This window comes from Burkholderia sp. USMB20 (genome assembly GCF_000949135.2).
In the GTDB taxonomy this organism is placed as follows: Bacteria; Pseudomonadota; Gammaproteobacteria; order Burkholderiales; family Burkholderiaceae; genus Burkholderia.
The window spans coordinates 14,982-41,432 of record NZ_JTAN02000007.1 but is presented as its reverse complement, the minus strand read 5'-3'; the positions used below and the strand labels follow the sequence as shown (position 1 = coordinate 41,432).

26 protein-coding genes and 1 pseudogene are annotated in these 26,451 nt (G+C 68.3%); 24 read left to right on the top strand and 3 right to left on the bottom strand.

Translation table 11 applies throughout. The features are described 5' to 3' along the window. The 3 genes from gspL to PL79_RS10545 all read left to right on the top strand — a co-directional run. The coding region (gene gspL / locus PL79_RS10555) for a type II secretion system protein GspL (RefSeq protein ID WP_135801031.1) at nt 1-759 on the top strand (759 nt) is incomplete at its 5' end. After that, on the top strand, nt 756-1,262 hold the full coding sequence (gene gspM / locus PL79_RS10550; protein ID WP_044845246.1) for a type II secretion system protein GspM: 507 nt from the start codon (nt 756-758) through the stop codon (nt 1,260-1,262). The genes gspL and gspM, both read left to right, overlap by 4 nt. A 31-nt stretch (nt 1,263-1,293) precedes the next feature. Continuing rightward, on the top strand, nt 1,294-2,082 hold the full coding sequence (locus PL79_RS10545; RefSeq protein WP_044845203.1) for a type II secretion system protein N: 789 nt from the start codon (nt 1,294-1,296) through the stop codon (nt 2,080-2,082). A 25-nt stretch (nt 2,083-2,107) separates the two neighbouring features. Here PL79_RS10545 and PL79_RS10540 read toward each other — a convergent pair whose 3' ends face one another. Continuing rightward, on the bottom strand, nt 2,108-3,667 hold the full coding sequence (locus tag PL79_RS10540) for an efflux transporter outer membrane subunit (protein ID WP_044845202.1): 1,560 nt from the start codon (nt 3,665-3,667) through the stop codon (nt 2,108-2,110). Nucleotides 3,668-3,940: 273 nt separating this feature from the next. Continuing rightward, nucleotides 3,941-4,225 (bottom strand): multidrug ABC transporter ATPase, encoded by a 285-nt coding sequence (locus PL79_RS10535; RefSeq protein ID WP_082088525.1) that lies wholly within the window; start codon nt 4,223-4,225, stop codon nt 3,941-3,943. Between the two features lie 175 nt (nt 4,226-4,400). On the opposite strand from PL79_RS10535, the gene PL79_RS10530 reads away from it, so the two are divergent. From PL79_RS10530 to PL79_RS10515, 4 genes are all read left to right on the top strand, one after another. Continuing rightward, nucleotides 4,401-4,889, top strand: coding sequence for a MarR family winged helix-turn-helix transcriptional regulator (locus PL79_RS10530; protein WP_044845200.1), 489 nt, complete (start codon nt 4,401-4,403; stop codon nt 4,887-4,889). A gap of 172 nt (nt 4,890-5,061) precedes the next feature. Next, nucleotides 5,062-6,624 carry a DHA2 family efflux MFS transporter permease subunit gene (locus PL79_RS10525; RefSeq protein WP_044845199.1) on the top strand — a complete coding sequence of 521 codons (1,563 nt, stop codon included), beginning with the start codon at nt 5,062-5,064 and terminating at the stop codon, nt 6,622-6,624. Nucleotides 6,625-6,730: 106 nt separating this feature from the next. Next, nucleotides 6,731-6,979, top strand: coding sequence for a type II toxin-antitoxin system Phd/YefM family antitoxin (locus tag PL79_RS10520; protein ID WP_044845198.1), 249 nt, complete (start codon nt 6,731-6,733; stop codon nt 6,977-6,979). After that, a complete protein-coding gene (locus PL79_RS10515) occupies nt 6,976-7,362 on the top strand; it encodes a type II toxin-antitoxin system VapC family toxin (protein ID WP_044845197.1) in 387 nt (128 codons plus the stop codon). The genes PL79_RS10520 and PL79_RS10515 overlap by 4 nt, the downstream gene beginning before the upstream one ends. 21 nt (nt 7,363-7,383) lie before the next feature. Here the strand turns inward: PL79_RS10515 and PL79_RS10510 are convergent, their stop codons facing one another. Beyond that, nucleotides 7,384-8,310 carry a LysR family transcriptional regulator gene (locus tag PL79_RS10510; protein ID WP_044845196.1) on the bottom strand — a complete coding sequence of 309 codons (927 nt, stop codon included), beginning with the start codon at nt 8,308-8,310 and terminating at the stop codon, nt 7,384-7,386. 139 nt (nt 8,311-8,449) lie between these two features. Here PL79_RS10510 and PL79_RS10505 point away from each other — a divergent pair, with 139 nt between their 5' ends. The 17 genes and pseudogenes from PL79_RS10505 (at nt 8,450) to PL79_RS10425 (ending at nt 26,348) form a co-directional block, all read left to right on the top strand. Continuing rightward, a complete protein-coding gene (locus PL79_RS10505; RefSeq protein WP_044845195.1) occupies nt 8,450-8,926 on the top strand; it encodes a CidA/LrgA family protein in 477 nt (158 codons plus the stop codon). A gap of 13 nt (nt 8,927-8,939) precedes the next feature. Continuing rightward, nucleotides 8,940-9,662 (top strand): LrgB family protein, encoded by a 723-nt coding sequence (locus PL79_RS10500; RefSeq protein ID WP_044845194.1) that lies wholly within the window; start codon nt 8,940-8,942, stop codon nt 9,660-9,662. Nucleotides 9,663-9,862: 200 nt separating this feature from the next. Beyond that, nucleotides 9,863-10,399: a flagellar basal body-associated protein FliL gene (gene fliL, locus PL79_RS10495; RefSeq protein WP_044845193.1), complete on the top strand. Its 537-nt coding sequence runs from the start codon at nt 9,863-9,865 to the stop codon at nt 10,397-10,399. A 22-nt stretch (nt 10,400-10,421) separates the two neighbouring features. Continuing rightward, complete coding sequence (fliM, locus tag PL79_RS10490; RefSeq protein WP_044845192.1) at nt 10,422-11,420, top strand: flagellar motor switch protein FliM; 999 nt, start codon at nt 10,422-10,424, stop codon at nt 11,418-11,420. Next, nucleotides 11,413-11,904: a flagellar motor switch protein FliN gene (fliN, locus tag PL79_RS10485; protein ID WP_044845191.1), complete on the top strand. Its 492-nt coding sequence runs from the start codon at nt 11,413-11,415 to the stop codon at nt 11,902-11,904. Before fliM ends, fliN begins: the two co-directional genes overlap by 8 nt. Beyond that, on the top strand, nt 11,901-12,455 hold the full coding sequence (gene fliO / locus PL79_RS10480) for a flagellar biosynthetic protein FliO (RefSeq protein ID WP_044845190.1): 555 nt from the start codon (nt 11,901-11,903) through the stop codon (nt 12,453-12,455). The genes fliN and fliO overlap by 4 nt, the downstream gene beginning before the upstream one ends. A gap of 36 nt (nt 12,456-12,491) precedes the next feature. Beyond that, on the top strand, nt 12,492-13,253 hold the full coding sequence (gene fliP / locus PL79_RS10475) for a flagellar type III secretion system pore protein FliP (protein ID WP_044845189.1): 762 nt from the start codon (nt 12,492-12,494) through the stop codon (nt 13,251-13,253). Between the two features lie 16 nt (nt 13,254-13,269). After that, on the top strand, nt 13,270-13,542 hold the full coding sequence (fliQ, locus tag PL79_RS10470) for a flagellar biosynthesis protein FliQ (RefSeq protein ID WP_006750427.1): 273 nt from the start codon (nt 13,270-13,272) through the stop codon (nt 13,540-13,542). Nucleotides 13,543-13,571: 29 nt separating this feature from the next. After that, entirely contained in the window at nt 13,572-14,363 is a 792-nt protein-coding gene (gene fliR, locus PL79_RS10465; protein ID WP_044845188.1) for a flagellar biosynthetic protein FliR, read from the top strand. Nucleotides 14,364-14,497: 134 nt separating this feature from the next. Beyond that, on the top strand, nt 14,498-15,502 hold the full coding sequence (locus tag PL79_RS10460) for an ABC transporter substrate-binding protein (RefSeq protein WP_044845245.1): 1,005 nt from the start codon (nt 14,498-14,500) through the stop codon (nt 15,500-15,502). 115 nt (nt 15,503-15,617) lie between these two features. Further along, nucleotides 15,618-16,415 (top strand): ABC transporter ATP-binding protein, encoded by a 798-nt coding sequence (locus PL79_RS10455; protein ID WP_044845187.1) that lies wholly within the window; start codon nt 15,618-15,620, stop codon nt 16,413-16,415. 29 nt (nt 16,416-16,444) lie between these two features. Continuing rightward, nucleotides 16,445-17,302 carry an ABC transporter permease gene (locus tag PL79_RS10450; RefSeq protein WP_135801030.1) on the top strand — a complete coding sequence of 286 codons (858 nt, stop codon included), beginning with the start codon at nt 16,445-16,447 and terminating at the stop codon, nt 17,300-17,302. Nucleotides 17,303-17,378: 76 nt separating this feature from the next. Further along, nucleotides 17,379-18,748, top strand: a pseudogene (locus PL79_RS36860) (sensor histidine kinase). Between the two features lie 122 nt (nt 18,749-18,870). Continuing rightward, complete coding sequence (locus tag PL79_RS10440) at nt 18,871-19,548, top strand: response regulator (RefSeq protein ID WP_044845185.1); 678 nt, start codon at nt 18,871-18,873, stop codon at nt 19,546-19,548. Between the two features lie 256 nt (nt 19,549-19,804). Next, a complete protein-coding gene (locus tag PL79_RS10435; protein ID WP_044845184.1) occupies nt 19,805-20,935 on the top strand; it encodes a porin in 1,131 nt (376 codons plus the stop codon). 359 nt (nt 20,936-21,294) lie between these two features. Then, nucleotides 21,295-23,313, top strand: coding sequence for a site-specific DNA-methyltransferase (locus tag PL79_RS10430; RefSeq protein WP_044845183.1), 2,019 nt, complete (start codon nt 21,295-21,297; stop codon nt 23,311-23,313). Then, nucleotides 23,313-26,348 carry a type III restriction-modification system endonuclease gene (locus PL79_RS10425; RefSeq protein ID WP_044845182.1) on the top strand — a complete coding sequence of 1,012 codons (3,036 nt, stop codon included), beginning with the start codon at nt 23,313-23,315 and terminating at the stop codon, nt 26,346-26,348. Before PL79_RS10430 ends, PL79_RS10425 begins: the two co-directional genes overlap by 1 nt. Nucleotides 26,349-26,451 lie beyond the last annotated feature (103 nt).

Below are 26,451 nucleotides of genomic sequence, written 5' to 3'. Positions count from 1 at the left end.
GCGGCCGGTGCGCCGCGTCTCGAATTTGCGGTCGCGCGCGGCGCGCTCGGCGAAGGGTTCGCGGCGCCCGCGTCGCGCGCGGCCGGCACGCTCGCCGCGCTCGCGGGCGGCGGCGACGTCGAACTGTACGAACTCGGCGAACCGGGCGCGGAGCCGCGCCTCGCGTCGGTCGGACGCGCCGACGGCCCGCTGCTGCCGGGCGCGCAGCCGCTGCCGTTCGACGCGTTCGCGCGGCGTGCGCTGACCGAGCGCTTCGATCTGTGCCAGTTCGAGTTCGAATCGCAGCCGTGGCGCTTCGACCGCGCGACGCTGAAGCGCCTGCGTGTGCCGATCGCACTCGCCGCGGCCACGCTCGGCGTCGCGGTGATCGGGATGAACCTGCACTGGTGGAAGCTGTCGCGCGAGCGCGACGCGCTGTCCGCGCAGATCACCGAGACGCTGCTGTCGGCCTTCCCGAAGACGACGACGGTGCTCGATCCGCCCGCGCAGATGCAGCGTCAGCTCGACCAGCTGCGCCTCGCGGCGGGCGAGCTGTCGCCGAACGATTTCCTCGCGCTGTCGAGCGGGCTGTCGCGTTCGATGGGCGCGCTGCCGCTGAACGGTATCGCGTCGCTCGATTATCACGACCGGCGGCTCGACGTCGGCTTCAAGCCGGAGGTCAAGGTCGACCCCGATTTCCCGCAGCGTCTCGCGCGCAACGGGCTAACCGGCGAAGTCGACAGCAGCACCGGCAAATGGACGATCCGGAGCCGCTCATGAAGACGGAACAACTGACCCAGGCGCTGGCCCAGTTCTGGGGCGAGCGCACGCCGCGCGAGCGGACGCTGCTCGGCTGGGGCGGCGCCGTGCTGGCCGTCGCGATCGCGTATTCGGTACTGTGGTCGCCCGCGGAGGAAGGCCGCGCGCGGATCCGGCGCGCGCTGCCGACGATGCGCCAGGAACTCGCGCAGATGACCGCGCAGGCCAACGAGGCGAAGTCGTTGACGGCCGCCGCGCAAGGCGTCGCGCCGACCGGTCTTGCGCTGAAGGACGCGCTCACCGCGTCGCTGTCCGATCACGGGCTGCAGGGCGCGCAGGTGCAGGTCGTCGGCAACGGCGTGCAGATCCAGATGAAGAACGCCTCGTTTCCGGTGTGGACGCAGTGGCTCGACGACGCGCGCCGGCAGTTCAAGGTGCAGGTCGGCGAAGCGCACGTGACCGGACTGAAGGAAGACGGCCAGGTCGACCTGACGGCCGTGATGCAACCCTCGACGCAGAAATGACGCAGTGGATGAAACCAGCGACGGTCGGCCGATGAGGCCAGGGATCAGGCGGCTCGTCGCCGCATTGCCGTGGGTGGTGGCGGGTGGGTTCGCGACGGCGCTGACGCTCGTCGCGCTCGCGCCGGCCGCGTGGATCGCGCCGCAGTTCGCGCGCGCGAGCGGCGGCCACGTGAACCTCGTCGATCCGGACGGATCGCTGTGGCACGGGTCGGGCACGCTGATGCTCGCACCGGGCGCGGACCAGAGCGCGGCAACGCTGCTGCCGGGGCGGGTCGAATGGACCACGGGCTTCTGGCCGCTCCTGACCGGGCGCGTGCGGATGCGCATGCGGCAGACCGAGGCGATGCCCGACGCCGTCACGCTCGACGCGACGTGGCGCGGCGCCGTGCTGTCGGCGGGCACGATGGCCGTGCCCGCGTCGCTGCTTGCCGGGCTCGGCACGCCGTTCAACACGCTCGACCTGCAGGGCGACGTGCGGCTCGGCTGGACCGACTGGCGGATGATCGGCAACAGCGCGTTCGGCCAGCTGACGGTGACGATCGATTCGATGAGTTCGCGCGTGTCGCGCGTGAAGCCGCTCGGGTCGTATCGCGCAGTGCTGCAGGCGAAGGGCTCGGGCGCCGATCTCGACCTGTCGACGACGCAGGGCCCGCTGTTCCTCGACGGACACGGCAGCTTCGGCCCCGGCCAGGGTTCGTTTCGCGGCACCGCGCATGCGGCGCCCGAGCAGCAGGCGAACCTCGCGGGGCTGCTGAACCTGCTCGGCCATCCGATCGGCAACAACGAAGTGTCGCTGATCTTCGGCGACGCGACGCGCTGACGCGCGCCACCCTCTCCTTTCCGTCTTACTTCTGCGCGAGCGGCACGGCGGCCGACGGCGCGGTCGCGGCCGGCGCCGCCGCACCGGATGCCGGCGCCGGTGCCGCCATGTCACCCGTTTCGCGCGCGAGGTCCGACGCATCCCAGCCGCCGCCGAGCGCCTTCACGAGCCCGATCGACGACACCATTCGCTGGCCGGCGATCGTCGCGAGCTTCTGCTGCGCGGTGAACGCGGTGGTCTGCGCGGTCAGCACGTTCAGGTAGGCGACCGTGCCGGCCTTGTACTGGTTCGTGACGATCGCGAGCGCATGCTGGGCGCTGTCGACGGCCTGCCGCTGCACGTCGACTTCCTGCGCGAGGATGCGCTGCGACGCGAGGTTGTCCTCGACGTCCTGGAACGCGGTGAGCACCGCGAGGCGGTACGCGGCGACGTCCTGGTCGTAGGTCGCGCGCGCGGCATCCGTTTGCGCGGCGCGCAGGCCGGCGTCGAACAGCGTCGCCGCGAGCTGCGGGCCGACCGTCCAGAACCGCGCCGGCAGCGTAAACAGTTGCGACCACACCGAGCTCTGGAAGCCGCCGGTGGCCGACAGGGTGAGCGTCGGGAAGAACGCGGCGATCGCGACGCCGATCTGCTCGTTCGCGGCCGCCGCGCGGCGCTCGGCCGCCGCGATGTCGGGCCGGCGCTCGAGCAGCGCGGACGGCACGTCGACCGGCGTGATCGGCGGCTCCGCCGCGAGCGGGTTCGGCGCCAGCGAGAACGTCGATGCCGGTTCGCCGATCAGTGTCGCGATCGCATGCTCGTACTGCGCGCGCGCGACGCCGTTGTCGATCGACGCGGCCTGCGCGCTCTGCAGCTGCGTCTGCGCCTGGATCACGTCCGCGCGCGCGGCGACGCCCTGCGCGTACTGGTTCTGCGTGAGCTTCAGCGATTCGCCGTACGACTTCACGGTGTCGTCGAGCAGCTTCTGCAGCGCGTCGGACGTGCGCAGCTGGAAGTAGGTCTGCGCGAGCAGCGCCTGCTGCGAGAGCCGCGCGTTCGCGAGATCGGCCGCGGCGGCCGCTTCGCCGGCGCGCTGCGCACTGACGGTGCGGCTCACCTTGCCCCACAGGTCGGGTTCCCAGCTCGCGTCGAGGCCGACGCTGTAGCTGTTGCTGATCGACGAACTGCTGCCGAAGCTCGACGAAGACGACGTACGCCCCGTCCGGGAGCGCGAGCCCGAGGCGGTCAGCCCGACGGTCGGGAAGTACGCGGCACGCGCTTCGGCGACGAGCGCGCGGGCCTGCCGGTACGCGGCGGCCGATTGCGCGATGGTCTGGTTCGATGCGTTGAGCTTGCCGACCAGCGCGTCGAGCTGCGGGTCGTTGTAGACGCTCCACCACGGACCGCGGTCGGCGCGGTCGGCGGGCTGCGCGACTTTCCAGCCGGCCGGCGCTTCCTTGAAGGCGGCGGGGATCGACGTGTCGGGCCGGTGATAGTCGGGCCCGACGGCGCAGCCGGCGAGCAGCACGGCCGTCGCGACGGCGACGGCGACGGCGACGGCGGCGCTCAGCGGGCGAATGGCGCGCGGGAGGGGAGCGTACGGCATGGTGGTTTTCCTGTCGGGATGCTGCGGCCGGCGAGCGGCGTCGCGCGATGCGGTCGTCGTGCCGCTGGCGGACAAATGGTAACTGACGGCGGGAAAGCCGCGCAGCCCTAAGGGTACGGTGCGCGGCGACACGAATGTGTTACCGGCGCGGCCGGCCGGTTTACCGGTCATTACGGATCGCTTGCGCTCGAGGCAGGCGACGAATGCGGCGCAGACGAAGCCGGGCCGCGGGGTGCGGCCGGCATTCGGTCGGGATGACGGGAGCGAGCGGTGTCAGTGGCAGCGCGCGGGCACCGGGACGGGATCGGCAGCGGACCGCCATGTCGACGGCTCCGTGGCCGCCGGCCGGCTCGTGCGGCGGGCGGCGCCCTTCGCGTTGCGCTGCCGGCGGTGATCGAACCAGGCAAACCCGAGCGCCGCGAGCGACCCGCCCGGCACCACCAGCATCGTCACGTACAGCGCGATCTTCCAGCCGCGGTGCGGCCCGGAGAACACATGATGAGCGGTATCGGTCAGGTTGCGGCGCAGCGCGCCGGCGGCATTTTTCAGGAACAGCATTGCGAACATCCTCGGGTGCCCGGCAGCGCGGGCTGAGCGGTCAGAACATCGTCTCCGGCAGTGCGGCATGCACGTCGTAACTGGTTGCCTGAAATAATATTGACTAAGCAATCATTTTTCAAGATACTGGGCGCGTTTTGACCTGAAACGCACTGTTGCTGCGCGCGCAATTCGCATGAACGGCGGCCTCTACGATCCCGACACCATTGCACTGGAAACGAGCCTCGGTTATTACCTGACCAAGGCCCGGCAGGCGCTCGTCGAGAGAATGGACCGCGCACTCGAGCCGTACGACCTCACCGCGCAGCAGATCGGCGTGATCCTGCTGCTGTCGCGCGGTTATGCGCGCACGCCGTTCGAGCTGTCGCGCAAGATGTCGTACGACAGCGGTTCGATGACCCGGATGCTCGACCGCCTCGAGCGCAAGGGCCTGATCGCGCGCTCGCGCAGCGAACAGGACCGCCGCGTGATCGAGCTGACGCTGACCGAGCGCGGCGCCGACGCGGCCCGCGCGCTGCCGTCGCTGATCGCGACCGCGTTGAACGCGCAGCTCGCCGGTTTCTCGGCCGACGAACTCGCGCTGCTCACCGGCCTGCTGCAGCGGTTCATCGCCAACGGGCCCGGCGATGCCGGCTGCCCGAAGCCCGACGAACCGGATTGCTGAGCGCGGGAGGCCCGATGTCTAGGTTAAGCATTCGCTTATTTCTCTGTCTGGGCAGAAGATGACGAGGCACGTGCTCCATCTCTCCCCCCCGTTCCACCCGTCCGGGCCGCGCGATAGGGTGCGCCCGTGTGTTGTGCCGGCGCGCTGCGCGTGCCGCGTCTAGGAGATTCCGATGTCCGCCACCACGGCATCCGCCGCGCCACCTGCCGCCCAACCCGCGCCGCTCACCGGCGGCGCGCTCGCGCTCCTTACCGTCGGGCTCGCGCTCGGCACCTTCATGGAAGTGCTCGACACGTCGATCGCGAACGTCGCGGTGCCGACCATCTCGGGCAGCCTCGGCGTCGCGACGAGCGAAGGCACGTGGGTGATCTCGTCGTATTCGGTCGCGTCCGCGATCGCGGTGCCGCTGACCGGCTGGCTCGCACGGCGGGTCGGCGAGGTGCGCCTGTTCACGCTGTCGGTGCTCGCGTTCACGATCGCGTCGGCGCTGTGCGGCCTCGCGGAGAACTTCGAGACGCTGATCGCGTTCCGGCTGCTGCAGGGCCTCGTGTCCGGGCCGATGGTGCCGCTGTCGCAGACGATCCTGATGCGCAGCTATCCGCCCGCGAAGCGCGGGCTCGCGCTCGGGTTATGGGCGATGACGGTGATCGTCGCGCCGATCTTCGGCCCGTTGCTGGGCGGCTGGATCAGCGACAACTACACGTGGCCGTGGATCTTCTACATCAACCTGCCGATCGGCATCTTCTCCGCGGCCTGCGCATACTTCCTGCTGCGCGGCCGCGAGACGAAGACGACGAAGCAGCGGATCGACGCGATCGGCCTCGCGCTGCTCGTGATCGGCGTGTCGTGCCTGCAGATGATGCTGGACCTCGGCAAGGACCGCGACTGGTTCAACTCGAGCTTCATCGTCGCGCTCGCGCTGATCGCGGTCGTGTCGCTCGCGTTCATGCTCGTGTGGGAGGCGACCGAGAAGGAACCGGTGGTCGACCTGTCGCTGTTCAAGGACCGCAACTTCGCGCTCGGCGCGCTGATCATCTCGTTCGGCTTCATGGCGTTCTTCGGCTCGGTCGTGATCTTCCCGCTGTGGCTGCAGACGGTGATGGGCTACACGGCCGGCAAGGCCGGCCTCGCGACCGCGCCGGTCGGGCTGCTCGCGCTGGTGCTGTCGCCGCTGATCGGGCGCAACATGCACCGGCTCGACCTGCGGATGGTCGCGAGCTTCGCGTTCATCGTGTTCGCGGGTGTATCGGTCTGGAATTCGACGTTCACGCTCGACGTGCCGTTCAACCACGTGATCCTGCCGCGGCTCGTGCAGGGGATCGGCGTCGCCTGCTTCTTCGTGCCGATGACGACGATCACGCTGTCGAGCATCTCCGACGAGCGGCTCGCGAGCGCGTCCGGGCTGTCGAACTTCCTGCGCACGCTGTCGGGCGCGATCGGCACCGCGGCCAGCTCGACGTTCTGGGAGAACGATGCGATCTATCACCACGCGCGGCTGTCGGAATCGGTGAGCATCTACGCGCAGAACACGACCGACTACCAGGGCGCGCTCGCGCAGCTCGGGATCGTCGGGCAGACGGCCAACGCGCAGCTCAACCAGCTCGTCACGCAGCAGGGCTTCATGATGGCGACCAACGACTTCTTCCATCTGTCGGCGGGCGTGTTCATCGCGCTCGCGGCGCTCGTGTGGATCACGAAGCCGAGGAAAGGCGCGGGGCCGGCGATGGGGCATTGAACGCGGAGGCTGGACCGTTTTCGCTGCACCTTGTTCGTCTTGCAAGCCCCTTCCGTTCGGACTAAGCTAAGTAAATTACTGAACTTAGTTCACATGGGATGAGGTAATGCAGACCTACAACATGCATGACGCGAAGACGAATCTATCGCGTTTGATTGACGAAGCCGTCCACGCGGGCGAACCGTTCGTGATCGCGAAAGCCGGCAAGCCGCTCGTCAAGGTGGTGCCGATCAATGCGCCTGAAGCCGTTCCACCGGCTCGGATCGGCTTCATGAAGGGACAGATTCAGGTTCCCGACGATTTCGACACGATGGGTGACGAGGCCATTCGGAGGCTGTTCGAGGGCGACGCGTGAAAGTCCTGCTCGACACCCGTCTGCTCGTTTGGGCGGCGGCCGACGCTGCGGAACTACCGAGCAGCGCCCGGTCGATCATTCAGGATCCGGCTCATACCCTGCTTTTCAGTGTCGTGAGTCTCTGGGAAATCGTAATCAAGCGCAGACTGGATCGGGACGATTTCCAGGTCGATCCCCATCTGCTCCGTCGCAACCTGCTCGATGTCGGCTACGTGGAATTGCCGATCACGAGTGCGCACGTTCTCTGCGTCGAGCAGTTGCCGGCGGTCCATCGCGATCCGTTCGATCGGCTGTTGATCGCGCAGGCAATTTCGGAAGGTGTATCGCTGCTCACGCACGACCACACCGTTGCGCGGTACGCGGGCCCGATTCAGCACGTCTGAATTCTGCCCGCGCCGCGCGCCTCACTCCCGCGCCCGCAACCCGCCGAAGGCCAGATCGTCGCCCGACGCGATCGGCAGCGTCGCCCGCGCGACGTCGAGCCACGCCCGCGCCGCGTGCGACAGGTAACCCTTCTTCAGCCAGCCGAGCGCGATCGCCCAGGTGATCTCCGGCTCGACGATCGGCCGGCACGTGAACTGCCGCGCATCGAGCCGCCGGCAGTACGGCTCCGGCAACAGCGCGATGCCGACCCCCGCGTGCACCAGCGCGGCCATGAAATCCCAATGACCGCTGCGGCTCACGATCGACGGCGTGAAGCCGGCCTGCCGGCACGCGTCGAGCACCGCGTCGTGCAGCGCGAGGCTTTCCGCGTAGAACACGAACGACTCGCGCGCCAGATCGGCGAGCGGCACGGCCGTGTGATCCTCCCAGCGCGACTCGCGCGGCGCGACCAGCCACAGCGGCGCGCGCACCATCGGCAGTCGCTCGAACGTGGCCGGATCGACCGGCTCCAGCAGCCCGCCGAGCTCGAGCTCGCCCGACATCAGCGCGGCCTCGATCATCCGCGCGCCCTGCTCGAACAGCTTCAGCTCGATGTTCGGATAACGCTGCTTGTACGCGGCGATGATCGGCGTGAACAGCGACCCGCCGAGCGGCGGAATGCCGATCGTCAGCTCGCCGCGCCCGAGCGTGCCCAGATCCTTCAGCTCCGACTGCAGCTGCGCCTGCGCGGCGAGCACGTCCTGGCCGCGCTGGAACACGATCCGCCCCGCGTCGGTCAGCACCATCTGCCGGCCGTCGCGCAGCAACAGCGGCGAGCCGATCTCGTCCTCGAGCGCCTTCACCATCTTGCTGATGGTCGGCTGCGTGACGAACAACCGGTCGGCGGCCGCCGTGAAGCTCTGCTGACGGACCACCTCGACGAAGTACCGCAGCGCGCGCAATTCCATCGATGACTCCCCAAGTTGGTGCAACGAACCAAGCTGAATTCCGAATTGGAATGACAAGGATAGAGACAAGTCATTTTATTTATGGTTAGGGGAAACCCTATACTCACACCATCAACGCAATATCTGTATGGAGCCCGCCATGACCAAGCCGACCGCCACTGCCGCCGCCCGCCCCGCCGCCGCGGGCAACGTTGCGCGTACGGGCCGGATCGTGCTGCAGGCCACCGCGCTCGGCGTGCTGTGGATGGCGGTCGACTGGGCCGTGCGCGCGGTCGGGCTGCCGGTGCCGTCCGGCGTCGTCGGCCTCGCGGTGCTGCTCGCGCTGCTGTTCTCGGGCCGCGTCGCGCCCGCGTGGGTGAAGGACGGCGCGAACTGGCTCCTGTCCGACATGCTGCTGTTCTTCGTGCCGGCCGCTGTCGCGGCCGTCCAGTATGGCGGGCTGTTCCGCGAGGACGGCTGGCGCATCGCGCTGGTCATGCTCGCCGGCACCGCGTTCGTGATGGTCGCGGTGGCGGTGGCGGTCGACCTCGCCGCGAAGCTCGAGCGCCGGCTCGCCGCGCAGCGCGTGTTCGCCGAGCGCCGCCGTGCGCGCCTCGCGACCGCGTCGGCCCACTGAGCCGGGGCCTGCGATGCTTGCGCTGCTGTCGAACCTGTCCGCCGACCGCGTGAATACCGCGATCTCCGTCGGCTGCTTCGTGCTGACGGTCGTCCTGTATTTCGTGTCGAAGCGGCTCTACGCATACAGGAAGACGCTGCTGTTCTCGCCGCTCGTGTTCGTGCCGGGCGTGCTGGCGCTGCTCGTCGTGCTGACCGGCATCCCGTATTCGGTCTACTTCCGCGACACGCGCTGGCTGATGTGGCTGCTCGGCCCGGCGACGATCGCGTTCGCGGTGCCGATCTACGAGTATCGCGACCTGATCCGCCGCCACTGGCTGTCGCTGTCGGTCGGCGTCGCGGTCGGGATCGGTGCCGGCGTGTGCGGATCGCTGCTGCTCGCGAAGCTGCTGCACCTGTCGCCCGAGCTGCAGCGCTCGCTGATGACGCGCTCGGTGTCGACCCCGTTCGCGCTCGCCGTGTCCGACAAGATCCATGCGCCGAAGGATCTCACCGCGCTGTTCGTGATCGCGACCGGCATCTGCGGGATGCTGCTCGGCGAGATCGTGCTCGCGCTGGTGCCGATGCGCACGCGGCTCGCGCGCGGCGCGCTGTTCGGCGCGGCCGCCCACGGCGTGGGCACGGCGAAGGCGCGCGAGATCGGCAGCGAGGAAGGCGTCGTGTCGAGCCTCACGATGATGATCGCGGGCGTGGCGATGGTGCTGATCGCGCCGCTGCTGTCGCTGCTGCCGATCTGACGATGCGCGGGCGGGTGCCGCCGCCCGCCCTTCCCGCCCGAAGGCCCGGATGCCCGCCGGTCGCCTGCCTCACCGCTCGCAGACGCCGTTTTCCCGCCGCTCGTACCCTGCATCGAGCCGACACCCGGCCGACAATCGGCTGAGATAGCCGCAATTCCCCCCTCTTTTCCGCCCATCGGGCTCGGCCCGGATGCCGAACAATGCATGCTACGAGACATCACGCACGCATTCACATGGCCTCCACGACCGCAAACCCGACTGCCGACAAGCCGGCCTCGTCCGGCAAGTTCAAGCGCATCGCGCTCATCGCCGTCATCGCGCTGGGCGCAGCGGCCGCCGCCGCGGGCGGCATGTACGTGTTCCTGAGCAAGGCCGGCGTCGGCCATGCGAGCGCGCCCGCCGAACCGGCGCCGCTGGCCGCGCCGGTGTTCTTCCCGCTCGACCCGCTCACCGTCAACCTGCAGTCGGAGGACGGCGTGCAGCACTACCTGCGCGTCGGCCTGTCGCTGAAGCTCACCGACCCGAAGGCGCAGGAGCAGCTGACCGCGCGCATGCCGGAGATCCGCAGCCGGATCCTGCTCGCGCTGTCGAACAAGCATCCCGAGGATCTCGCGACGCCGGACGGCAAGCGTTCGCTCGCGAAGGAGCTGCGCGAGCTGATCGAACAGCCGACGCAGCCGGGCAACCAGCGCGCGAAGGTCGACGACGTGCTGTTCACCGAATTCGTCGTCCAGTAACGCGGCCGGAAAAGGAGCGCGCATGGGCCACCAGGAGTTCATGTCCCAGGAGGAGGTCGATGCCCTCCTCAAGGGCGTCACGGGCGAAACCGACGCAATCGACGAGCAGCGCGATACGTCGGGCGTCCGCCCCTACAACATCGCGACGCAGGAGCGGATCGTCCGCGGCCGGATGCCCGGCCTCGAGATCATCAACGACCGCTTCGCGCGCCTCTTGCGGATCGGCATCTTCAACTTCATGCGGCGCACGGCGGAAATCTCCGTGAGCCAGGTGAAGGTGCTGAAGTACAGCGAATTCACCCGCAACCTGCCGATCCCGACGAACCTGAACCTGGTGCACGTGAAGCCGCTGCGCGGCACGTCGCTGTTCGTGTTCGACCCGAACCTCGTGTTCTTCGTCGTCGACAACCTGTTCGGCGGCGACGGGCGTTTCCACACGCGCGTCGAGGGCCGCGACTTCACGGCCACCGAGCAGCGGATCATCGGCAAGCTGCTGAATCTCGTGTTCGAGCACTACACGACCGCGTGGAAGAGCGTGCGGCCGCTGCAGTTCGAATTCGTGCGCTCGGAGATGCACACGCAGTTCGCGAACGTCGCGACGCCGAACGAGATCGTGATCGTCACGCAGTTCTCGATCGAGTTCGGGCCGACGGGCGGCACGCTGCACATCTGCATGCCGTACTCGATGGTCGAGCCGATCCGCGACGTGCTCGCATCGCCGATCCAGGGCGAGGCGCTCGAAGTCGACCGCCGCTGGGTGCGCGTGCTGTCGCAGCAGGTGCAGTCGGCCGAGGTCGAGCTGAGCGCGGATCTCGCCGAGATCCCGTCGACGTTCGAGAAGATCCTGAACCTGCGCGCGGGCGACGTGCTGCCGCTGGAGATCGACGACACGATCATCGCGAAGGTCGACGGCGTGCCGGTGATGGAATGCGGCTACGGCATTTTCAATGGTCAATATGCGTTGCGCGTACAGAAGATGATCAGCGCGGGCGACACGATGAAGGAAGGTGGATATGAGTGAGTTGAACCCGACGACCGAACTCGACCCGCAGGCACTCGCCGACGCGGCCCTCGCGGAATCGGCCGCGGCCGTGCAGGCGGCACCCGCCGCAGCGGAAGAGGATTCGGGCATGGACGACTGGGCCGCCGCGCTCGCCGAGCAGAACCAGCAGCCGGTGCAGGCGGGCGCGACCGGCGCCGGCGTGTTCCAGCCGCTGTCGAAGGCCGCGGCCAGCTCGACGCACAACGACATCGAGATGATTCTCGACATCCCGGTCAAGATGACCGTGGAGCTCGGCCGCACGAAGATCGCGATCCGCAACCTGCTGCAGCTCGCGCAGGGGTCGGTCGTCGAGCTCGACGGCCTCGCCGGCGAGCCGATGGACGTGCTCGTGAACGGCTGCCTGATCGCGCAGGGCGAGGTCGTGGTGGTCAACGACAAGTTCGGCATCCGGCTGACCGACATCATCACGCCGGCCGAACGGATCCGGAAGCTGAATCGATGAAGGTCGTGACGTCCGGCCGGCACGCGCGCCTGTTCGCGATCGCGGCGGCGGCTGCCGCGTCGCTTGCGTGCGCGCCGGCCGGCGCCGCCGACATGAACGCGGTGAACAACGCCGGCGCCATCGCATCGAGCGTGACGGTCGGCTCGGCCGTGCCGTCGCTCGGCGTCGGCGCGGTGCTGCAGACGCTCGTCGGGCTCGCGGTCGTGATCGGCCTCGTGTTCGGCTGCGCGTGGCTCGCGCGCCGCTTCGGGTTCCAGCCCGCGCGGCGCGGCGGCCCGCTGAAGGTCGTGTCGAGCGTCGCGCTCGGCGCGAAGGAAAGCGCGACGATCGTCGAGATCGGCGACACCTGGCTCGTGCTCGGCGTCGCGCCGGGCAACGTGCGGCTGCTGCATACGCTGCCGGCCGGCTCGGCGGCGGCCACCACGACGGTCGAGGCACCTGCCGGCGGCCCCGCATCCGGCGGCGGCCAGCCCGGCACGTTCGGCGCGCGGTTTCGCGACGCGCTCGCGGGCGAAGCCGCGAAGCGCTTCGGACGCGGCAAGGACCGCTGACATGGCGTCGCGCCCTCTTTCCGTACTCGCATTCCGATGAAACACGAATTCCTGCGTCGCGCGGCGCGCTTCGCGCCCGTGCTGATCCTCTGCGTCGCCCCGGCGCTCGCGTGCGCGCAGGCGGCCGGCCTGCCCGCGTTCAACACGAGCCCGGGCCCGAACGGCGGCACCACCTATTCGCTGAGCGTGCAGACGATGCTGCTGCTCACGATGCTGTCGTTCCTGCCGGCGATGCTGCTGATGATGACGAGCTTCACGCGCATCATCATCGTGCTGTCGCTGCTGCGCCAGGCGCTCGGCACCGCGACGACGCCGCCGAACCAGGTGCTGGTCGGCCTCGCGATGTTCCTCACCTTCTTCGTGATGTCGCCGGTGCTCGACCGCGCGTACGCCGACGGCTACAAGCCGTTTTCCGACGGCTCGATGCCGATGGAGCAGGCCGTGCAGCGCGGCGTCGCGCCGTTCAAGACCTTCATGCTAAAGCAGACCCGCGAGACCGATCTCGCGCTGTTCGCGAAGATCTCGAAGGCCGCGCCGATGCAGGGCCCGGAAGACGTGCCGCTGTCGCTGCTGGTGCCCGCGTTCGTCACGAGCGAGCTGAAGACCGGCTTCCAGATCGGCTTCACGATCTTCATCCCGTTCCTGATCATCGACATGGTCGTCGCGAGCGTGCTGATGTCGATGGGGATGATGATGGTGTCGCCGTCCACCGTGTCGCTGCCGTTCAAGCTGATGCTGTTCGTGCTGGTCGACGGCTGGCAGCTGCTGATCGGCTCGCTCGCGCAGAGCTTCACGTAAGCGGAGGACGCGCACGATGACACCCGAACAGGTGATGACGCTGGCGCACCAGGCGATGATGGTCGGCCTGCTGCTGGCCGCCCCGCTGTTGCTGGTCGCGCTCGCGGTCGGCCTCGTCGTGAGCCTGTTCCAGGCCGCGACGCAGATCAACGAATCGACGCTGTCGTTCATCCCGAAGCTGCTCGCGGTGGCCGCGACGCTCGTGATCGCCGGCCCGTGGATGCTGACGACGATGCTCGACTACCTGCGGCAGACGCTGCTGCACGTCGCGACGCTCGGCGCCGGCTGAGCGGCGCGCCAGGCTTTCGTTCCCCGCCGATGTTCTCGGTTACCTACGCGCAGCTAAACGGCTGGCTGACGGCCTTCCTGTGGCCGTTCGTGCGGATGCTCGCGCTCGTCGCGACGGCACCCGTGGTCGGCCATGCGGCCGTGCCGGTGCGCGTGAAGATCGGCATCGCCGCGTTCCTGGCGCTGGTCGTCGCGCCGACGCTCGGCGCGATGCCGGGCGTCACTGTGTTCTCCGCGCAGGGCATCTGGATCGTCGTCACGCAGTTCCTGATCGGCGCCGCGATGGGCTTCACGATGCAGATCGTGTTCGCGGCCGTCGAGGCGGCCGGCGACTTCATCGGCCTGTCGATGGGGCTCGGTTTCGCGACCTTCTTCGACCCGCATTCGAACGGCGCGACGCCGGCGATGGGCCGCTTCCTGAATGCGATCGCGATGCTCGCGTTTCTCGCGGTGGACGGCCACCTGCAGGTGTTCGCGGCGCTGGCCGCGTCGTTCCAGACGCTGCCGGTGTCGGCCGACCTGCTGCACGCGCCCGGCTGGCGCACGCTGGCCGCGTTCGGCGCGACCGTGTTCGAGATGGGGCTGCTGCTCGCGCTGCCGGTCGTCGCGGCGCTGCTGATCGCGAACCTCGCGCTCGGGATCCTGAACCGCGCGGCGCCGCAGATCGGCATCTTCCAGATCGGCTTTCCGGTCACGATGCTGGTCGGGCTGTTGCTCGTGCAACTGATGATCCCGAACCTCGTGCCGTTCGTGTCGCATCTGTTCGACATGGGGCTGGATGCGATGGGGCGGGTGTTGATCGGGTGGCGCCAGGTCGCTTGAGCCGCCGATTGCTGGAAAACCCCTAAAGGAATCGCCCGCCCGCGAAAGGTACCGGAAGGTTTCGCCTCCCTATACTCGTCAGGACGATGCAGCAAGCATCGCGCCATACGAATACAACGAAGGAGACGACCCCGATGCGACCCATCCTGCGCACCCTCGCCGTGGCAGCCAGCCTGAGCTGCGCGCTCGCCGCTCACCCCGCTTTCGCCGACGACGGCGGCAAGATCACGATCATGGTCGGCGGGATCGCGAAGCTGATCTACCTGCCCGCGCGGCTCACGCAGGAGCTCGGCAACTTCAAGGCCGAAGGGCTCGACGTCGAGCTGCTGTCGCAGCCGGCCGGCGTCGACGCCGAGAACGAGCTGCTGGCGGGCGCCGTGCAGGGCGTCGTCGGCTTCTACGACCACACGATCGACCTGCAGAGCAAGGGCAAGGACGTGAAGGCGATCGCCGTGTTCGGCCAGGTGCCGGGCGAGGTCGAGATGGTGTCGACGAAGGCGGCACCCACCTTCAAGTCGATGGCCGACGCGAAGGGCAAGACGCTCGGCGTGACCGGCCTCGGCTCGTCGACGAGCTTCCTCACGCAATATCTCGCGCTGCAGCACGGCGTGCCGTCGACGCAGTACACGATGCTGCCGGTCGGCGCCGACGCGAGCTTCATCGCCGCGATCAAACAAGGCCGCATCGACGCCGGGATGACGACCGAGCCGACGGTGTCCGCGCTCGAGAAGATGGGCGACGCGAAGGTCCTGGTCGACCTGCGCACGCTGGAAGGCACGCGCGCCGCGCTCGGCGGCACCTATCCGGCGGCGAGCCTGTACGTGCAGTCGGCGTGGGCCGATTCGCACAAGGCCGAAGCCACCAAGCTCGCGCACGCGTTCGCGAAGACGATGCAGTTCATCCACACGCACAGCGCCGAGGAGATCGCCGCGAAGATGCCGGCCGACTACCAGAAGGACAAGGCGCTGTACGTGTCCGCGCTGAAGGCATCACTGCCGATGTACACCGCCGACGCGAAGATGCCGGCCGACGGCCCGGCGACCGTGCTGAAGGTGCTGTCGGCGTTCAACCCGTCGGTGAAGGGCAAGCACATCGACCTGGCGCGCACCTACACCAACGATTTCGTGAACGCGAAGTAATCGATCTCGGCGCCGGCGGCGGCGATCCCGCCGCCGCGCATTCCCCGTTCCGGCCCGGCTGACCGGCCCGGCGCCGCCACGATGCGGCGCCCTCATCACCCGCAGGACGAATGCGATGACCCAGGCAGTTTCTCCGAGCACACCGGCGATCGAGTTTCGCAATGTGTCGTGCCGCTTCATCTCGCCGGAAGGCAAGGCCACCGTCGCGCTGCGCGACTTCAGCATGAGCGTCGCGCGCGGCGAGTTCATCGCGATCGTCGGGCCGACTGGCTGCGGCAAGTCGACCACGCTGAACCTGATCACCGGGCTGTTGAAGCCGGCTTCCGGCGAGGTGCGCGTGATGGGCCGCCCGGTCGACGGGATCGATCCGCGCATCGGCTTCGTGTTCCAGGCCGACGCGGTGTTCCCGTGGCGCAACGTGATCGACAACGTCGCGGCAGGCCCGCTGTTTCGCGGCCGCTCGAAGGACGTCGCCTACGCGCAGGCCGAGGAATGGATCCGCAAGGTCGGCCTCGACAAGTTCACGAAACACTACCCGCACCAGCTGTCCGGCGGGATGCGGAAGCGCGTCGCGCTCGCGCAGACCTTCATCAACCAGCCGGAAATCCTGCTGATGGATGAGCCGTTCTCCGCGCTCGACATGCAGACGCGCACGCTGATGCAGGACGAGCTGCTGCAGCTGTGGTCCGCGAACAAGGGCTCGGTCGTGTTCGTCACGCACGATCTCGAGGAGGCGATCGCGCTCGCCGACCGCGTGTTCGTGCTGACCGCGCGCCCCGCGACGCTCAAGCGCGTGTACGAGATCGACCTGCCGCGCCCGCGCGTCACGTCTGAGATTCGCTACGACACGCGCTTCATCGAAATTTCCAAGGACATCTGGCACGACCTGCGCGAAGAAGTGCAGATCGGCTGACAGCAGCAAGGACAGGATAGGACAGGAGCATGACCGACATGACGCTTCCCCCCACCGCCATTCCGGCACCGTCGCTCGAGGACGAGTCGCGTGCCGCTCAAACCCGGCTGCGCCGCCGCCGGCAACTGATCATCGGCCTGCGGATCGCCGTGCTCGTCGTCGTGCTGGGCGGCTGGGAACTGGCCGCACGCCTGAAGTGGATCGATCCGTTCTTCTTCTCTCAGCCGACGCTGATCTTCGCGCAGCTCCAGGACTGGTTCATCAACGGCACGTCGCAGGGGCCGCTGCTTACGCAGGTCTGGGTGACGCTCGAGGAAACCACGATCGGCTTCCTGATCGGCTCGGTCGCCGGCGTGCTCTGCGGGATCGTGCTCGGCCGCAACAAGCTGATGTCCGACGTGTTCGGCCTCTATATCCAGATCGCGAACTCGATCCCGCGCGTCGTGCTCGGCTCGATTTTCGTGATCGCGCTCGGCCTCGGCATGGCGTCGAAGATCGCGCTGGCCGTCGTGATGGTGTTCTTCGTCGTGTTCGGCAACGCGTTCCAGGGCGTGCGCGAAGCCGACCGCTACCTGATCGCGAATGCGCAGATCCTCGGCGCGTCGCGCCGGCAGATCACCACGTCGGTCGTGATTCCGTCCGCGCTCAGCTGGATTCTCGCGAGCCTGCACGTGAGCTTCGGCTTCGCGTTGGTCGGTGCGGTCGTCGGCGAATTCCTGGGTTCCAAGCAGGGCATCGGCCTGCTAATCTCCACCGCCCAGGGCGCGTTCAACGCGAGCGGCGTGTTCGCGGCGATGATCGTGCTGGCCGTGGTCGCGCTGGCCGCCGACTACCTGCTGACCTGGCTCGAGAAGCGCTTGCTCAAGTGGCGCCCCGCCGCGTTCTGAGCAACGCACGCATCATCGAATGACACGCCCGAACCGCGCCGGTTGCCCCGGCGCGGTTCGGCATTGAGGAGACGGAATGGCGCACAGCCTGCGCGGGCGGCTCTTGTGGTGGCTGCTGCTGCCGCTCGCGGCTTTCGTGCTGATCGCGGGCGCGATGTCGTACGACACCGCGCGGCGCACGGCCGGGCTCGTGCAGGACAGCGCGCTCGTCGCGTCCGCGCGCACGATCGGCGAGGACGTCGAATGGCGTAACGGGCGGCCGGCGGCCGACGTGCCGCCGGCCGCGCTGGAGATCTTCGAATCGCCCGTCGGGCGATTCGGTGTTCTACAAAGGTGATCGACGGTCACGACCGGCTGCTCGCGGGCAACCCGGCGCTCGCGGTGCCCGGGCGGCACGGGGTCGAGCCGACGCTGTACGACACGTCGCTCGACGGCGTGCGGCTGCGCGCGGCCGCCTACGATCGCCAGCTGTACGACGAGGGGCAGATCGAGACGGTCACGGTGATCGTCGCGAAGACGACGCGCTCGTACGACGCGATGGTCGCGACGATCTGGCGGCCGCAGCTCGTGCGCCTGTCGCTGATGCTGGTGCTCGCGATCGTGCTCGTCTATCTCGGCCTCACGCTCGAGCTGCGCCCGCTGATGAAGCTGAAGGACGACGTCGCCGACCGCGGGCCGATGGAACTGGAGCCGATCCGCCCGGAGCGGCTGCAGCACGAGCTGCGGCCGATCGTCGACGCGATCAACCAGTGCATCGCGCGGCTCAATACGCACACGGCCACGCAGCGTCGCTTCATCGCCGACGCCGCGCACCAGCTGCGCACGCCGATCGCGGTGCTCGACACGCAGATCCAGTACGCGCAGCAGCGCGACCACGACGATCGCGAGCTGGCGTCGGTGCTCGACAGCATGCAGCGCAGCAGCCGCAAGATGGCCGACGTGACCGACAAGCTGCTGCTGCTCGCGCACGCGGAAGCGACGCCGTCGACGCTGCTCACGCATCGCGTCGATCTCGCCGCCGTCGTATCGAGCGTGCTCGAGGAAACGATCGTGCTCGCGCAGCAGCGCGACATCGACCTCGGCGCCGATCTCGGGGAACGGCTCGACGTCGCGGGCAGCGACAGCCTGCTGACCGCGCTGGTGATGAACCTCGTCGACAACGCCGTGCGCTATACGCAGCCGGGCGGCTGCGTGACGGTCGCGGCACGGCGCGACGGCGCCGCGGTCGTGCTGGAGGTGGTCGACAACGGCCCCGGCATTCCGGCCGAAGCACGGCCGCACGTGTTCAAGCGGTTCTACCGCGTGTCGGCCGACACCGAAGGCTCGGGCCTGGGCCTCGCGATCGTCCGCGAGATCGCGCAGGCGCACGGCGGCAGCGCGTCGCTCGCGCCGGGCCCCGGCAATCGCGGTATCGTCGTGACCGTGCGGCTGCCCGCGTACGATTGAAGAGTGCGCCCAAACCGGTCGCTGCGCGCCAGGCCCCCGAAGGGGGCAATCCCCCAAGGGGACTTCCTGCCGGGCGGGAAACTTGGGGCGGCCCGACGTTTCCTTGAAGAGATGAAGTTGCCATGAAACTCCTGCTGGTCGAAGACAACGCCGAACTCGCGCACTGGATCGTGAACCTGCTGCGCGGCGAGGATTTCGCGGTCGACTGCGTCGGCGACGGCGAGCGCGCGGATACGGTGCTGAAAACGGAGCGCTACGACGCGGTGCTGCTCGACATGCGGCTGCCTGGCATCAGCGGCAAGGAGGTGCTCGCGCGATTGCGGCGCCGCAACGACAACGTGCCGGTGCTGATGCTGACCGCGCACGGCTCGGTCGACGACAAGGTCGACTGCTTCGGCGCGGGCGCCGACGACTACGTGGTCAAGCCGTTCGAATCGCGCGAGCTGGTCGCGCGGATCCGCGCGCTGATCCGCCGGCAGGCCGGCGTCGGCACGACGCAGCTCGTGTGCGGCGATCTCGTCTATGCGTTCGGCACGCGTGAATTCCGCTGCGGCGACACGGTGCTCGCGCTGCGCCGCCGCGAGCATGCGATTCTCGAAACGCTGATGCTGCAACAGAACAAGACGGTATCGAAAGCGCGGCTGATGGACAGCGTATTCGCGCTCGACGACGAGCCGAGCGCGGATGCGATCGACATCTACATCCACCGGCTGCGCAAGCATCTCGCGCTCAGCACGGCCGAGATCATCACGCTGCGCGGGCTCGGCTATATCCTGCGCGCGAAGACCGCGCAGGACTGACGGCGCGGCCCGCGGCATCGATTCGCAGCACGTAATGTTGTTTTGGCAGCCCGCGGGCTGCCCGCTTGCCCGATTCCCGATTATTGCGATTTCGGTGTTTTCACCGATCCGATTCTTTCCTCCGGGAAAGCGGCGTGAAGGATTGCCCCCTCTACGATGCTATGCGTCGGCCCTCTCGCTGTGGTCGGCAACAATCGGCATACATTACGTACTGCCAACAAACAGATTTCAATGCGGCAGCTCGGAGGAGACGATCTTGAAACGAAAAACCCTTGCCCTTTCCATCGCGGCGGCAGGCCTGTGCGCCGGCACCCAGGCGCAGGCGCAGTCGAGCGTGCAGCTTTACGGCCTGATGGACCTGAGCTTTCCGACCTACCGGACCCACGCCGACGCCAACGGCAACCATGTGATCGGCATGGGCAACGAAGGCGAGCCGTGGTTCAGCGGCAGCCGCTGGGGCCTGAAAGGCGCCGAGGACATCGGTGGCGGCACGAAGATCATCTTCCGCCTCGAAAGCGAATTCGTGGTCGCGAACGGCCAGATGGAAGACGAAGGCCAGATCTTCGACCGTGACGCATGGGTCGGCGTCGAGGACGAGCGCTTCGGCAAGCTGACGGCCGGCTTCCAGAACACGATCGCGCGCGACGCATCGGCGATCTACGGCGACGCGTACGGCTCCGCGAAGCTGACGACCGAGGAAGGCGGCTGGACCAACTCGAACAACTTCAAGCAGATGATCTTCTACGCGGCCGGCCCGACCGGCACGCGGTACAACAACGGTGTCGCGTGGAAGAAGCTGTTCAGCAACGGCATCTTCGCGAGCGCCGGCTACCAGTTCAGCAACTCGACCTCGTTCGCGACCGGCTCCGCATACCAGGTCGCGCTCGGCTACAACGGCGGGCCGTTCGCCGTGTCGGGCTTCTACAACCACGTGAACCACAACGGCTTCAGGAACCAGACGTTCTCGGTCGGCGGCAACTACTCGTTCAGCATCGTGCGCCTGAATGCCGGCTACTTCCGCTACAACGGCGACCAGGGCGCGCTCGGCCAGCGCCACGACGATTCGTGGACCGTGTCGATGAAGATCGCGCCGAAGGGCCCGCTCGACTACGAGCTCGGCTATCAGCAGATGCGCATCAAGAACGCCGCGTACAACGCCGACGGCTTCACGCCGAACGCGAACCTCGGCGCGTTCAGCCTGACCAACGGCGTCGGCAACGGCTTCAAGGAGACGATCTACGGGTCCGTGTTCTACCACCTGAGCAAGCGCACCGAGGTGTATCTGGCTGGCGACTACATGAAGCTGCATGGCGGCTACACGGTGTCGTCGACGTTCGGCGCGAAGAACCAGCTCGAACTGACGTCGGGCATCCGCACGCGCTTCTGACCCGAGGGCCGGTCATCCGGGCGGGGCCCGCCGGGCTCCGCCACACCCTCCATCCGGGATTCTCCATGCTGGCACGGCGGCGCATCGCGCTGACCGTGCCCTTTTTTTCGCCGTTTTTTCGTCGCTTTTGGCCCGCGCAGCGCCCCCGGGGAACGCCGGTCGGCCGCCGCCGCGACCACCGGCCCGAAGCCGCTTGCGGCCCGTCGGACGGGCGATCGCGGCCGATGCGCGCACGATGCCCTCACATCGGTGCTTGACCTGCGCCGACCGACTCGCTAGCGTTTCGGGTTTGCCCGGGTGGCCATTGCCGCCGGTGCCGTGAGTGCGCCCGACGTCCTGGCGCACGCGGCCGGGCTCCGATGGAAAAAACGATGCAGAAACTCGATGCGGCGAGCCCGCAGGCGATGTCGACGGATTTCACCGCCGACAACGTCGCGCGCCTGAAGGCGCTGTTCCCCGAACTCGTGACCGAAGGCCCGGACGGCGCGTCGGTCGACGTCGACGTGCTCAAGGCGCTGGTCGGCGAGCGCACCGTCGGCGACGCCGACGAGCGCTACGGCTTCCACTGGCACGGCAAGCGCAGCGCGCGCCAGGCCGCGCTCACGCCGTCGACGGGCACGCTGCGTCCGTGCCCTGCCGACAGCGTCGCATGGGACGACACGCGCCACCTCGTGATCGAGGGCGACAACCTCGACGTGATGAAGCTGCTGCACAAGAGCTACGCGGGCAAGGTGAAGCTCGTCTACATCGACCCGCCGTACAACACCGGCAGCGATTTCGTCTATCCGGACGACTTCAGCGACAGCATCCGCCACTATCTGGCGATGACGGGCCAGACCGAAGGCGGCGTGAAGCGCAGCACCAACACCGAGGCGAACGGCCGGTTCCACACCGACTGGCTGAACATGATGTATCCGCGCCTGAAGCTCGCGCACGCGCTGCTGTCCGACGAAGGGCTGATCGCCGTGCACATCGACGAGCACGAGGTGCATGCGCTCGTGCTGATGCTGCGCGAGATCTTCGGCGAGGAGAACGAGCTCGGCGTCGCCGTGTGGGACAAGCGCAATCCGAAGGGCGATGCGCGCGGCGTCGCGTACCAGCACGAATCGCTGGTGCTGTTCGCGCGCAACGCCGAGACGCTGCTCGAGCAGGCGCCGCTGAAGCGCCCGAAGCGCAATGCGCAGCGCATGCTGGATGCCGCGCACGACGCGGTGTACCGCAGCGGCAACGCGAAGGACGCGCAGAAGGCCTACCGCGCCTGGATGAAGGCGCAGACCAACCTGTCGGGCGGCGAGGTGATGTATGACCGGCTGTCGGCCGACGGGCGCGTGTACCGCCTCGTGTCGATGGCGTGGCCGAACAAGAAGAAGGCGCCGGACGAGTATTTCACGCCGCTGATCCACCCGGTCACCGGCAAGCCGTGCGCGATGCCGGCGCGCGGCTGGCGCAACCCGCCCGCGACGATGCAGGCGCTGATCGAGCGCGGCCAGATCGAATTCGGTCCGGATGAAACCACGCAGCCGCAGCGGATCTACTACCTCGACGAGAACATGTACGAGAACGTGCCGTCGGTGCTGCCGTTCGCCGGCTCCGACGACGCGCTGCTGAAGACGCTCGGCATCCCGTTCGACCAGCCGAAGCCGGTCGATTTCGCGGCGGCCGTGATCGGCTGGTGCACGCGCGGCGACGACATCGTGCTCGACTGCTTCGCCGGCTCCGGCTCGACCGGCCACGCGGTGATGCAGGTGAACGCGACCGACGGCGGCGCGCGCCGCTACATCCTCGTGCAGTTGCCCGAGGCGCTCGACCGCCGCGACAAGACGCAGCTCGCAGCCGCCGATTTCTGCGCGAAGCTGAAGAAGCCGCTGACGCTCGCGGAAATCACGAAGGAACGCCTGCGCCGCACCGCGCAGCAGGTCGCGCGCGACTACCCGGAAAGCTATGGCGACCTCGGTTTCCGCGTGTACCGGCTCGATACGACCAACGTGATCGAATGGGATCCGCGCCGCGACGACTTCGACCACGCGCTGTTCGCATCCGTCGAGCACGTGAAGACCGGCCGCAGCGAGGACGACCTGCTCGCCGAACTCACGTTGAAGCTCGGCCTCGATCTGTGCACGCCGGTCGAGCATCACCCGGTCGCGGGCAAGACGGTGCACCTGATCGGCCGCTCGATCGTCGCGTGCTTCGACGCGCGCATCGCGCGCGACGACGCGGGCCCGCTCGCCGACGGCATCGTCGAGCTGCTCGACGTGACGGGTGCCACGCGCGACGTCACGTGCCTGTTCCGCGACAGCGGCTTCGTCGACGACGTCGCGAAGCTCAATCTCGCCGCGCTGCTCGAACAGCACGGCGTGAAGCGCGTGCGGAGCCTGTGATGCGGCTGCATTTCGAAGCGGACCTCGACTACCAGCGCGAGGCGATCGACGCCGTCTGCGACCTGTTTCGCGGCCAGGAATCGTATCGCGGCGACTTCAGCGTGCTCGCGAACGCCGCGCCCGGCACGACGGCCGCGGCGCAAGGCTCGCTCGGCTTCGCGGTGTCGGAGCAAGGCGTCGGCAACCGGCTGTCGCTGACCGACGACGCGCTCGCGCGCAACCTCGCCGACGTCCAGCTGCGCGGCGGGCTGCCGCCGTCCGGCCAGCCCGGCTCGCGCGACTTCACCGTCGAGATGGAGACCGGCACCGGCAAGACCTACGTGTACCTGCGCACGATCTTCGAGCTGAACCGCCGCTACGGCTTCACGAAGTTCGTGATCGTCGTGCCGTCGATCGCGATCAAGGAAGGCGTGCACAAGACGCTCTCGATCACCGAGGATCATTTCCGCGCGCTGTACGCGGGCGTGCCGTACGACTACTTCCTGTACGACTCCGCGAAGCTCGGCCAGGTGCGCCACTTCGCGGCGAGCGCGGCGATCCAGATCATGGTGATGACGGTCGCCGCGATCAACAAGAAAGAGATCAACAACCTTTACAAGGACAGCGAGAAGACCGGCGGCGAGAAGCCGATCGACCTGATCCGCGCGACGCGGCCGATCGTGATCGTCGACGAGCCGCAGAGCGTCGACGGCGGGCTCGAAGGGCGCGGCCGCGAAGCGCTCGCCGCGATGGCGCCGCTCTGCACGCTGCGCTATTCGGCCACGCACGTCGACCGTCACCACATGGTGTACCGGCTCGACGCGGTCGACGCGTACGAACGCAAGCTCGTCAAGCAGATCGAGATCGCGTCGGCGATCGTCGAGGATGCGCACAACAAGCCTTACGTGCGGCTCGTCGGCGTGTCGAACCGGCGCGGTGCGATCAGCGCACGCATCGAGCTCGACGTCGCGACCGCGGCCGGCGTGAAGCGCCAGATCGTGACGGCCACCGACGGCGACGATCTCGAGCGCCTGACCAGGCGCGCGCTGTACGCGGGGCTGCGGATCGGCGAAGTGCATGCGGTGAAGGGCGCCGAGTACGTCGAGCTGCGTCATCCGGAAGGCGAGGCGTTCCTGTCGCTCGGCGAGGCGTTCGGCGACATCGACACACTCGCCGTGCAGCGCGAGATGATCCGCCGCACGATCCGCGAGCATCTCGACAAGGAATTGCGCCTCGCCGAGCGCGGCGTGAAGGTGCTGTCGCTGTTCTTCGTCGATTCGGTCGAACGCTATCGCCGCTACGACGAGCACGGGATGCCGGTGAAGGGCGACTACGCGCTGATCTTCGAAGAGGAATATGCGCGCGCGGCGCGCGTGCCGGCCTACCGTGCGCTGTTCGACGGCGTCGACGTCGCGCTCGAAGTCGAGCGCGCGCACAACGGCTACTTCTCGATCGACCGCAAGGGCGGCTGGACCGACACGAGCGAAAGCAGCGCCGCGGCCCGCGAGAACGCGGAGCGCGCGTACGGCCTCATCATGCGCGAGAAGGAAGCGCTGCTGTCGTTCGACACACCGCTGAAGTTCATCTTCTCGCACTCGGCGCTGAAGGAAGGCTGGGACAACCCGAACGTGTTCCAGATCTGCACGCTGCGCGACATCCAGACCGAACGCGAGCGTCGCCAGACGCTCGGCCGCGGGCTGCGCCTCGCGGTCGACCAGGACGGCGAACGCGTGCGCGATCCGGGCGTAAACACGCTCACCGTGATCGCGACCGAGCGCTACGAGTCGTTCGCGGAGAACCTGCAGAAGGAAATCGAGGCCGATACGGGCATCCGTTTCGGGATCGTCGAGGAACACCAGTTCGCGGCGCTGCCGGTGCAGGAAGGCGACGGGCCCGCGCATGCGCTCGGCATCGAGCTGTCGCGCGTGCTGTGGACCCATCTGCACGAGCAGGGCTACGTCGACGCGCAGGGCAAGGTGCTCGACCGGCTGAAGGATGCGCTGCGCCAGAGCGCGCTCGTGCTGCCCGCGGCGTTCGAGACGCTGCGCGCGCCGATCGTCGCGACGCTGCGCAAGCTGTCGGGCCGCTTCGCGGTGCGCAATGCGGACGAGCGGCGCGCGATCGCGTTGCGGCGCGACGCGTCGGGCAAGGCCGTCGTGTTCGGCGACGACTTCCGCGCGTTGTGGGACCGCATCCGCCATCGCACCGTGTACAGCGTCGAGTTCGACAACGCGAAGCTCGTGCGCGACTGCACGGCCGCGCTGCGCGACGCGCCGGACATCGCGCGCGCGCGGCTGCAGTGGCGCAAGGCCGAGATCGACATCGGCAAGGCCGGCATCGAGGCGATCGAGGTGGCCGGCGCCGGCACGGTGCTGATCGACGAAGGCGAGCTGCCGCTGCCCGACCTGCTCACCGAACTGCAGGACCGCACGCAGCTCACGCGCCGCTCGCTCGCGACGATCCTGGCCGACAGCGGCCGGCTCGACGATTTCCGCGTGAATCCGCAGCAGTTCATCGCGCTGGCCGCCGATGCGATCAACCGCTGCAAGCGGCTCGCGCTGGTTGCCGGCATCGCGTACCGGAAGCTCGGCGAGCGCCACGTGCATGCGCTCGAGTCGTTCGAAAGCGAGGCGCTGACCGGTTATCTGCGCAACCTGCGGCCGGATGCGCGGAAGTCGATCCACGAGGCCGTCGTGTGCGAGACCGACGCCGAGCGCGCGTTCGCCGATGCGCTGGAAGCGCACGACGGCGTGAAGCTGTACGCGAAGCTGCCCGCATGGTTCCGCGTGCCGACGCCGCTCGGCAGCTATCACCCCGACTGGGCGGTGCTCGCGGAGCAGGATGGCGGCGAGCGGCTGTACTTCGTCGTCGATACGCCGAATGCAGACGGCGACGTGACGAGCGAGCACGAGCGCGCGAAGCTCGCGTGCGGCGAAGCGCATTTCCGGGCGCTGGCGGACGGCGGGGCGGCCGCGCGGTTCGTGCGCGTCAGGCAGGCCGACGCGTTGTTCGAGCCTGTTGCAGCCGTCGCGCCGCTGGCGGGCGCGGGACGCTGAAACGAAGGGCGGCGACGAGCCGCCCTTTTTTCATGGCGCGGGCCGCGGCGCTGCCGCGATGCTCGCGTATGGGGGAGCGAATCCGCCTGTCATTCGCGTGAAA

Bases quoted from the DNA above. Each gene is read 5' to 3' on its own strand.
- gspM (WP_044845246.1), top strand. From the start codon at position 756: ATGAAGACGGAACAACTGACCCAGGCGCTGGCCCAGTTCTGGGGCGAG.
- PL79_RS10545 (WP_044845203.1), top strand. From the start codon at position 1,294: ATGAGGCCAGGGATCAGGCGGCTCGTCGCCGCATTGCCGTGGGTGGTG.
- PL79_RS10540 (WP_044845202.1), bottom strand. From the start codon at position 3,667: ATGCCGTACGCTCCCCTCCCGCGCGCCATTCGCCCGCTGAGCGCCGCC.
- PL79_RS10535 (WP_082088525.1), bottom strand. From the start codon at position 4,225: ATGCTGTTCCTGAAAAATGCCGCCGGCGCGCTGCGCCGCAACCTGACC.
- PL79_RS10530 (WP_044845200.1), top strand. From the start codon at position 4,401: ATGAACGGCGGCCTCTACGATCCCGACACCATTGCACTGGAAACGAGC.
- PL79_RS10525 (WP_044845199.1), top strand. From the start codon at position 5,062: ATGTCCGCCACCACGGCATCCGCCGCGCCACCTGCCGCCCAACCCGCG.
- PL79_RS10520 (WP_044845198.1), top strand. From the start codon at position 6,731: ATGCAGACCTACAACATGCATGACGCGAAGACGAATCTATCGCGTTTG.
- PL79_RS10510 (WP_044845196.1), bottom strand. From the start codon at position 8,310: ATGGAATTGCGCGCGCTGCGGTACTTCGTCGAGGTGGTCCGTCAGCAG.
- PL79_RS10505 (WP_044845195.1), top strand. From the start codon at position 8,450: ATGACCAAGCCGACCGCCACTGCCGCCGCCCGCCCCGCCGCCGCGGGC.
- PL79_RS10500 (WP_044845194.1), top strand. From the start codon at position 8,940: ATGCTTGCGCTGCTGTCGAACCTGTCCGCCGACCGCGTGAATACCGCG.
- fliL (WP_044845193.1), top strand. From the start codon at position 9,863: ATGCATGCTACGAGACATCACGCACGCATTCACATGGCCTCCACGACC.
- fliM (WP_044845192.1), top strand. From the start codon at position 10,422: ATGGGCCACCAGGAGTTCATGTCCCAGGAGGAGGTCGATGCCCTCCTC.
- fliN (WP_044845191.1), top strand. From the start codon at position 11,413: ATGAGTGAGTTGAACCCGACGACCGAACTCGACCCGCAGGCACTCGCC.
- fliO (WP_044845190.1), top strand. From the start codon at position 11,901: ATGAAGGTCGTGACGTCCGGCCGGCACGCGCGCCTGTTCGCGATCGCG.
- fliP (WP_044845189.1), top strand. From the start codon at position 12,492: ATGAAACACGAATTCCTGCGTCGCGCGGCGCGCTTCGCGCCCGTGCTG.
- fliQ (WP_006750427.1), top strand. From the start codon at position 13,270: ATGACACCCGAACAGGTGATGACGCTGGCGCACCAGGCGATGATGGTC.
- fliR (WP_044845188.1), top strand. From the start codon at position 13,572: ATGTTCTCGGTTACCTACGCGCAGCTAAACGGCTGGCTGACGGCCTTC.
- PL79_RS10460 (WP_044845245.1), top strand. From the start codon at position 14,498: ATGCGACCCATCCTGCGCACCCTCGCCGTGGCAGCCAGCCTGAGCTGC.
- PL79_RS10455 (WP_044845187.1), top strand. From the start codon at position 15,618: ATGACCCAGGCAGTTTCTCCGAGCACACCGGCGATCGAGTTTCGCAAT.
- PL79_RS10450 (WP_135801030.1), top strand. From the start codon at position 16,445: ATGACCGACATGACGCTTCCCCCCACCGCCATTCCGGCACCGTCGCTC.
- PL79_RS10440 (WP_044845185.1), top strand. From the start codon at position 18,871: ATGAAACTCCTGCTGGTCGAAGACAACGCCGAACTCGCGCACTGGATC.
- PL79_RS10430 (WP_044845183.1), top strand. From the start codon at position 21,295: ATGGAAAAAACGATGCAGAAACTCGATGCGGCGAGCCCGCAGGCGATG.
- PL79_RS10425 (WP_044845182.1), top strand. From the start codon at position 23,313: ATGCGGCTGCATTTCGAAGCGGACCTCGACTACCAGCGCGAGGCGATC.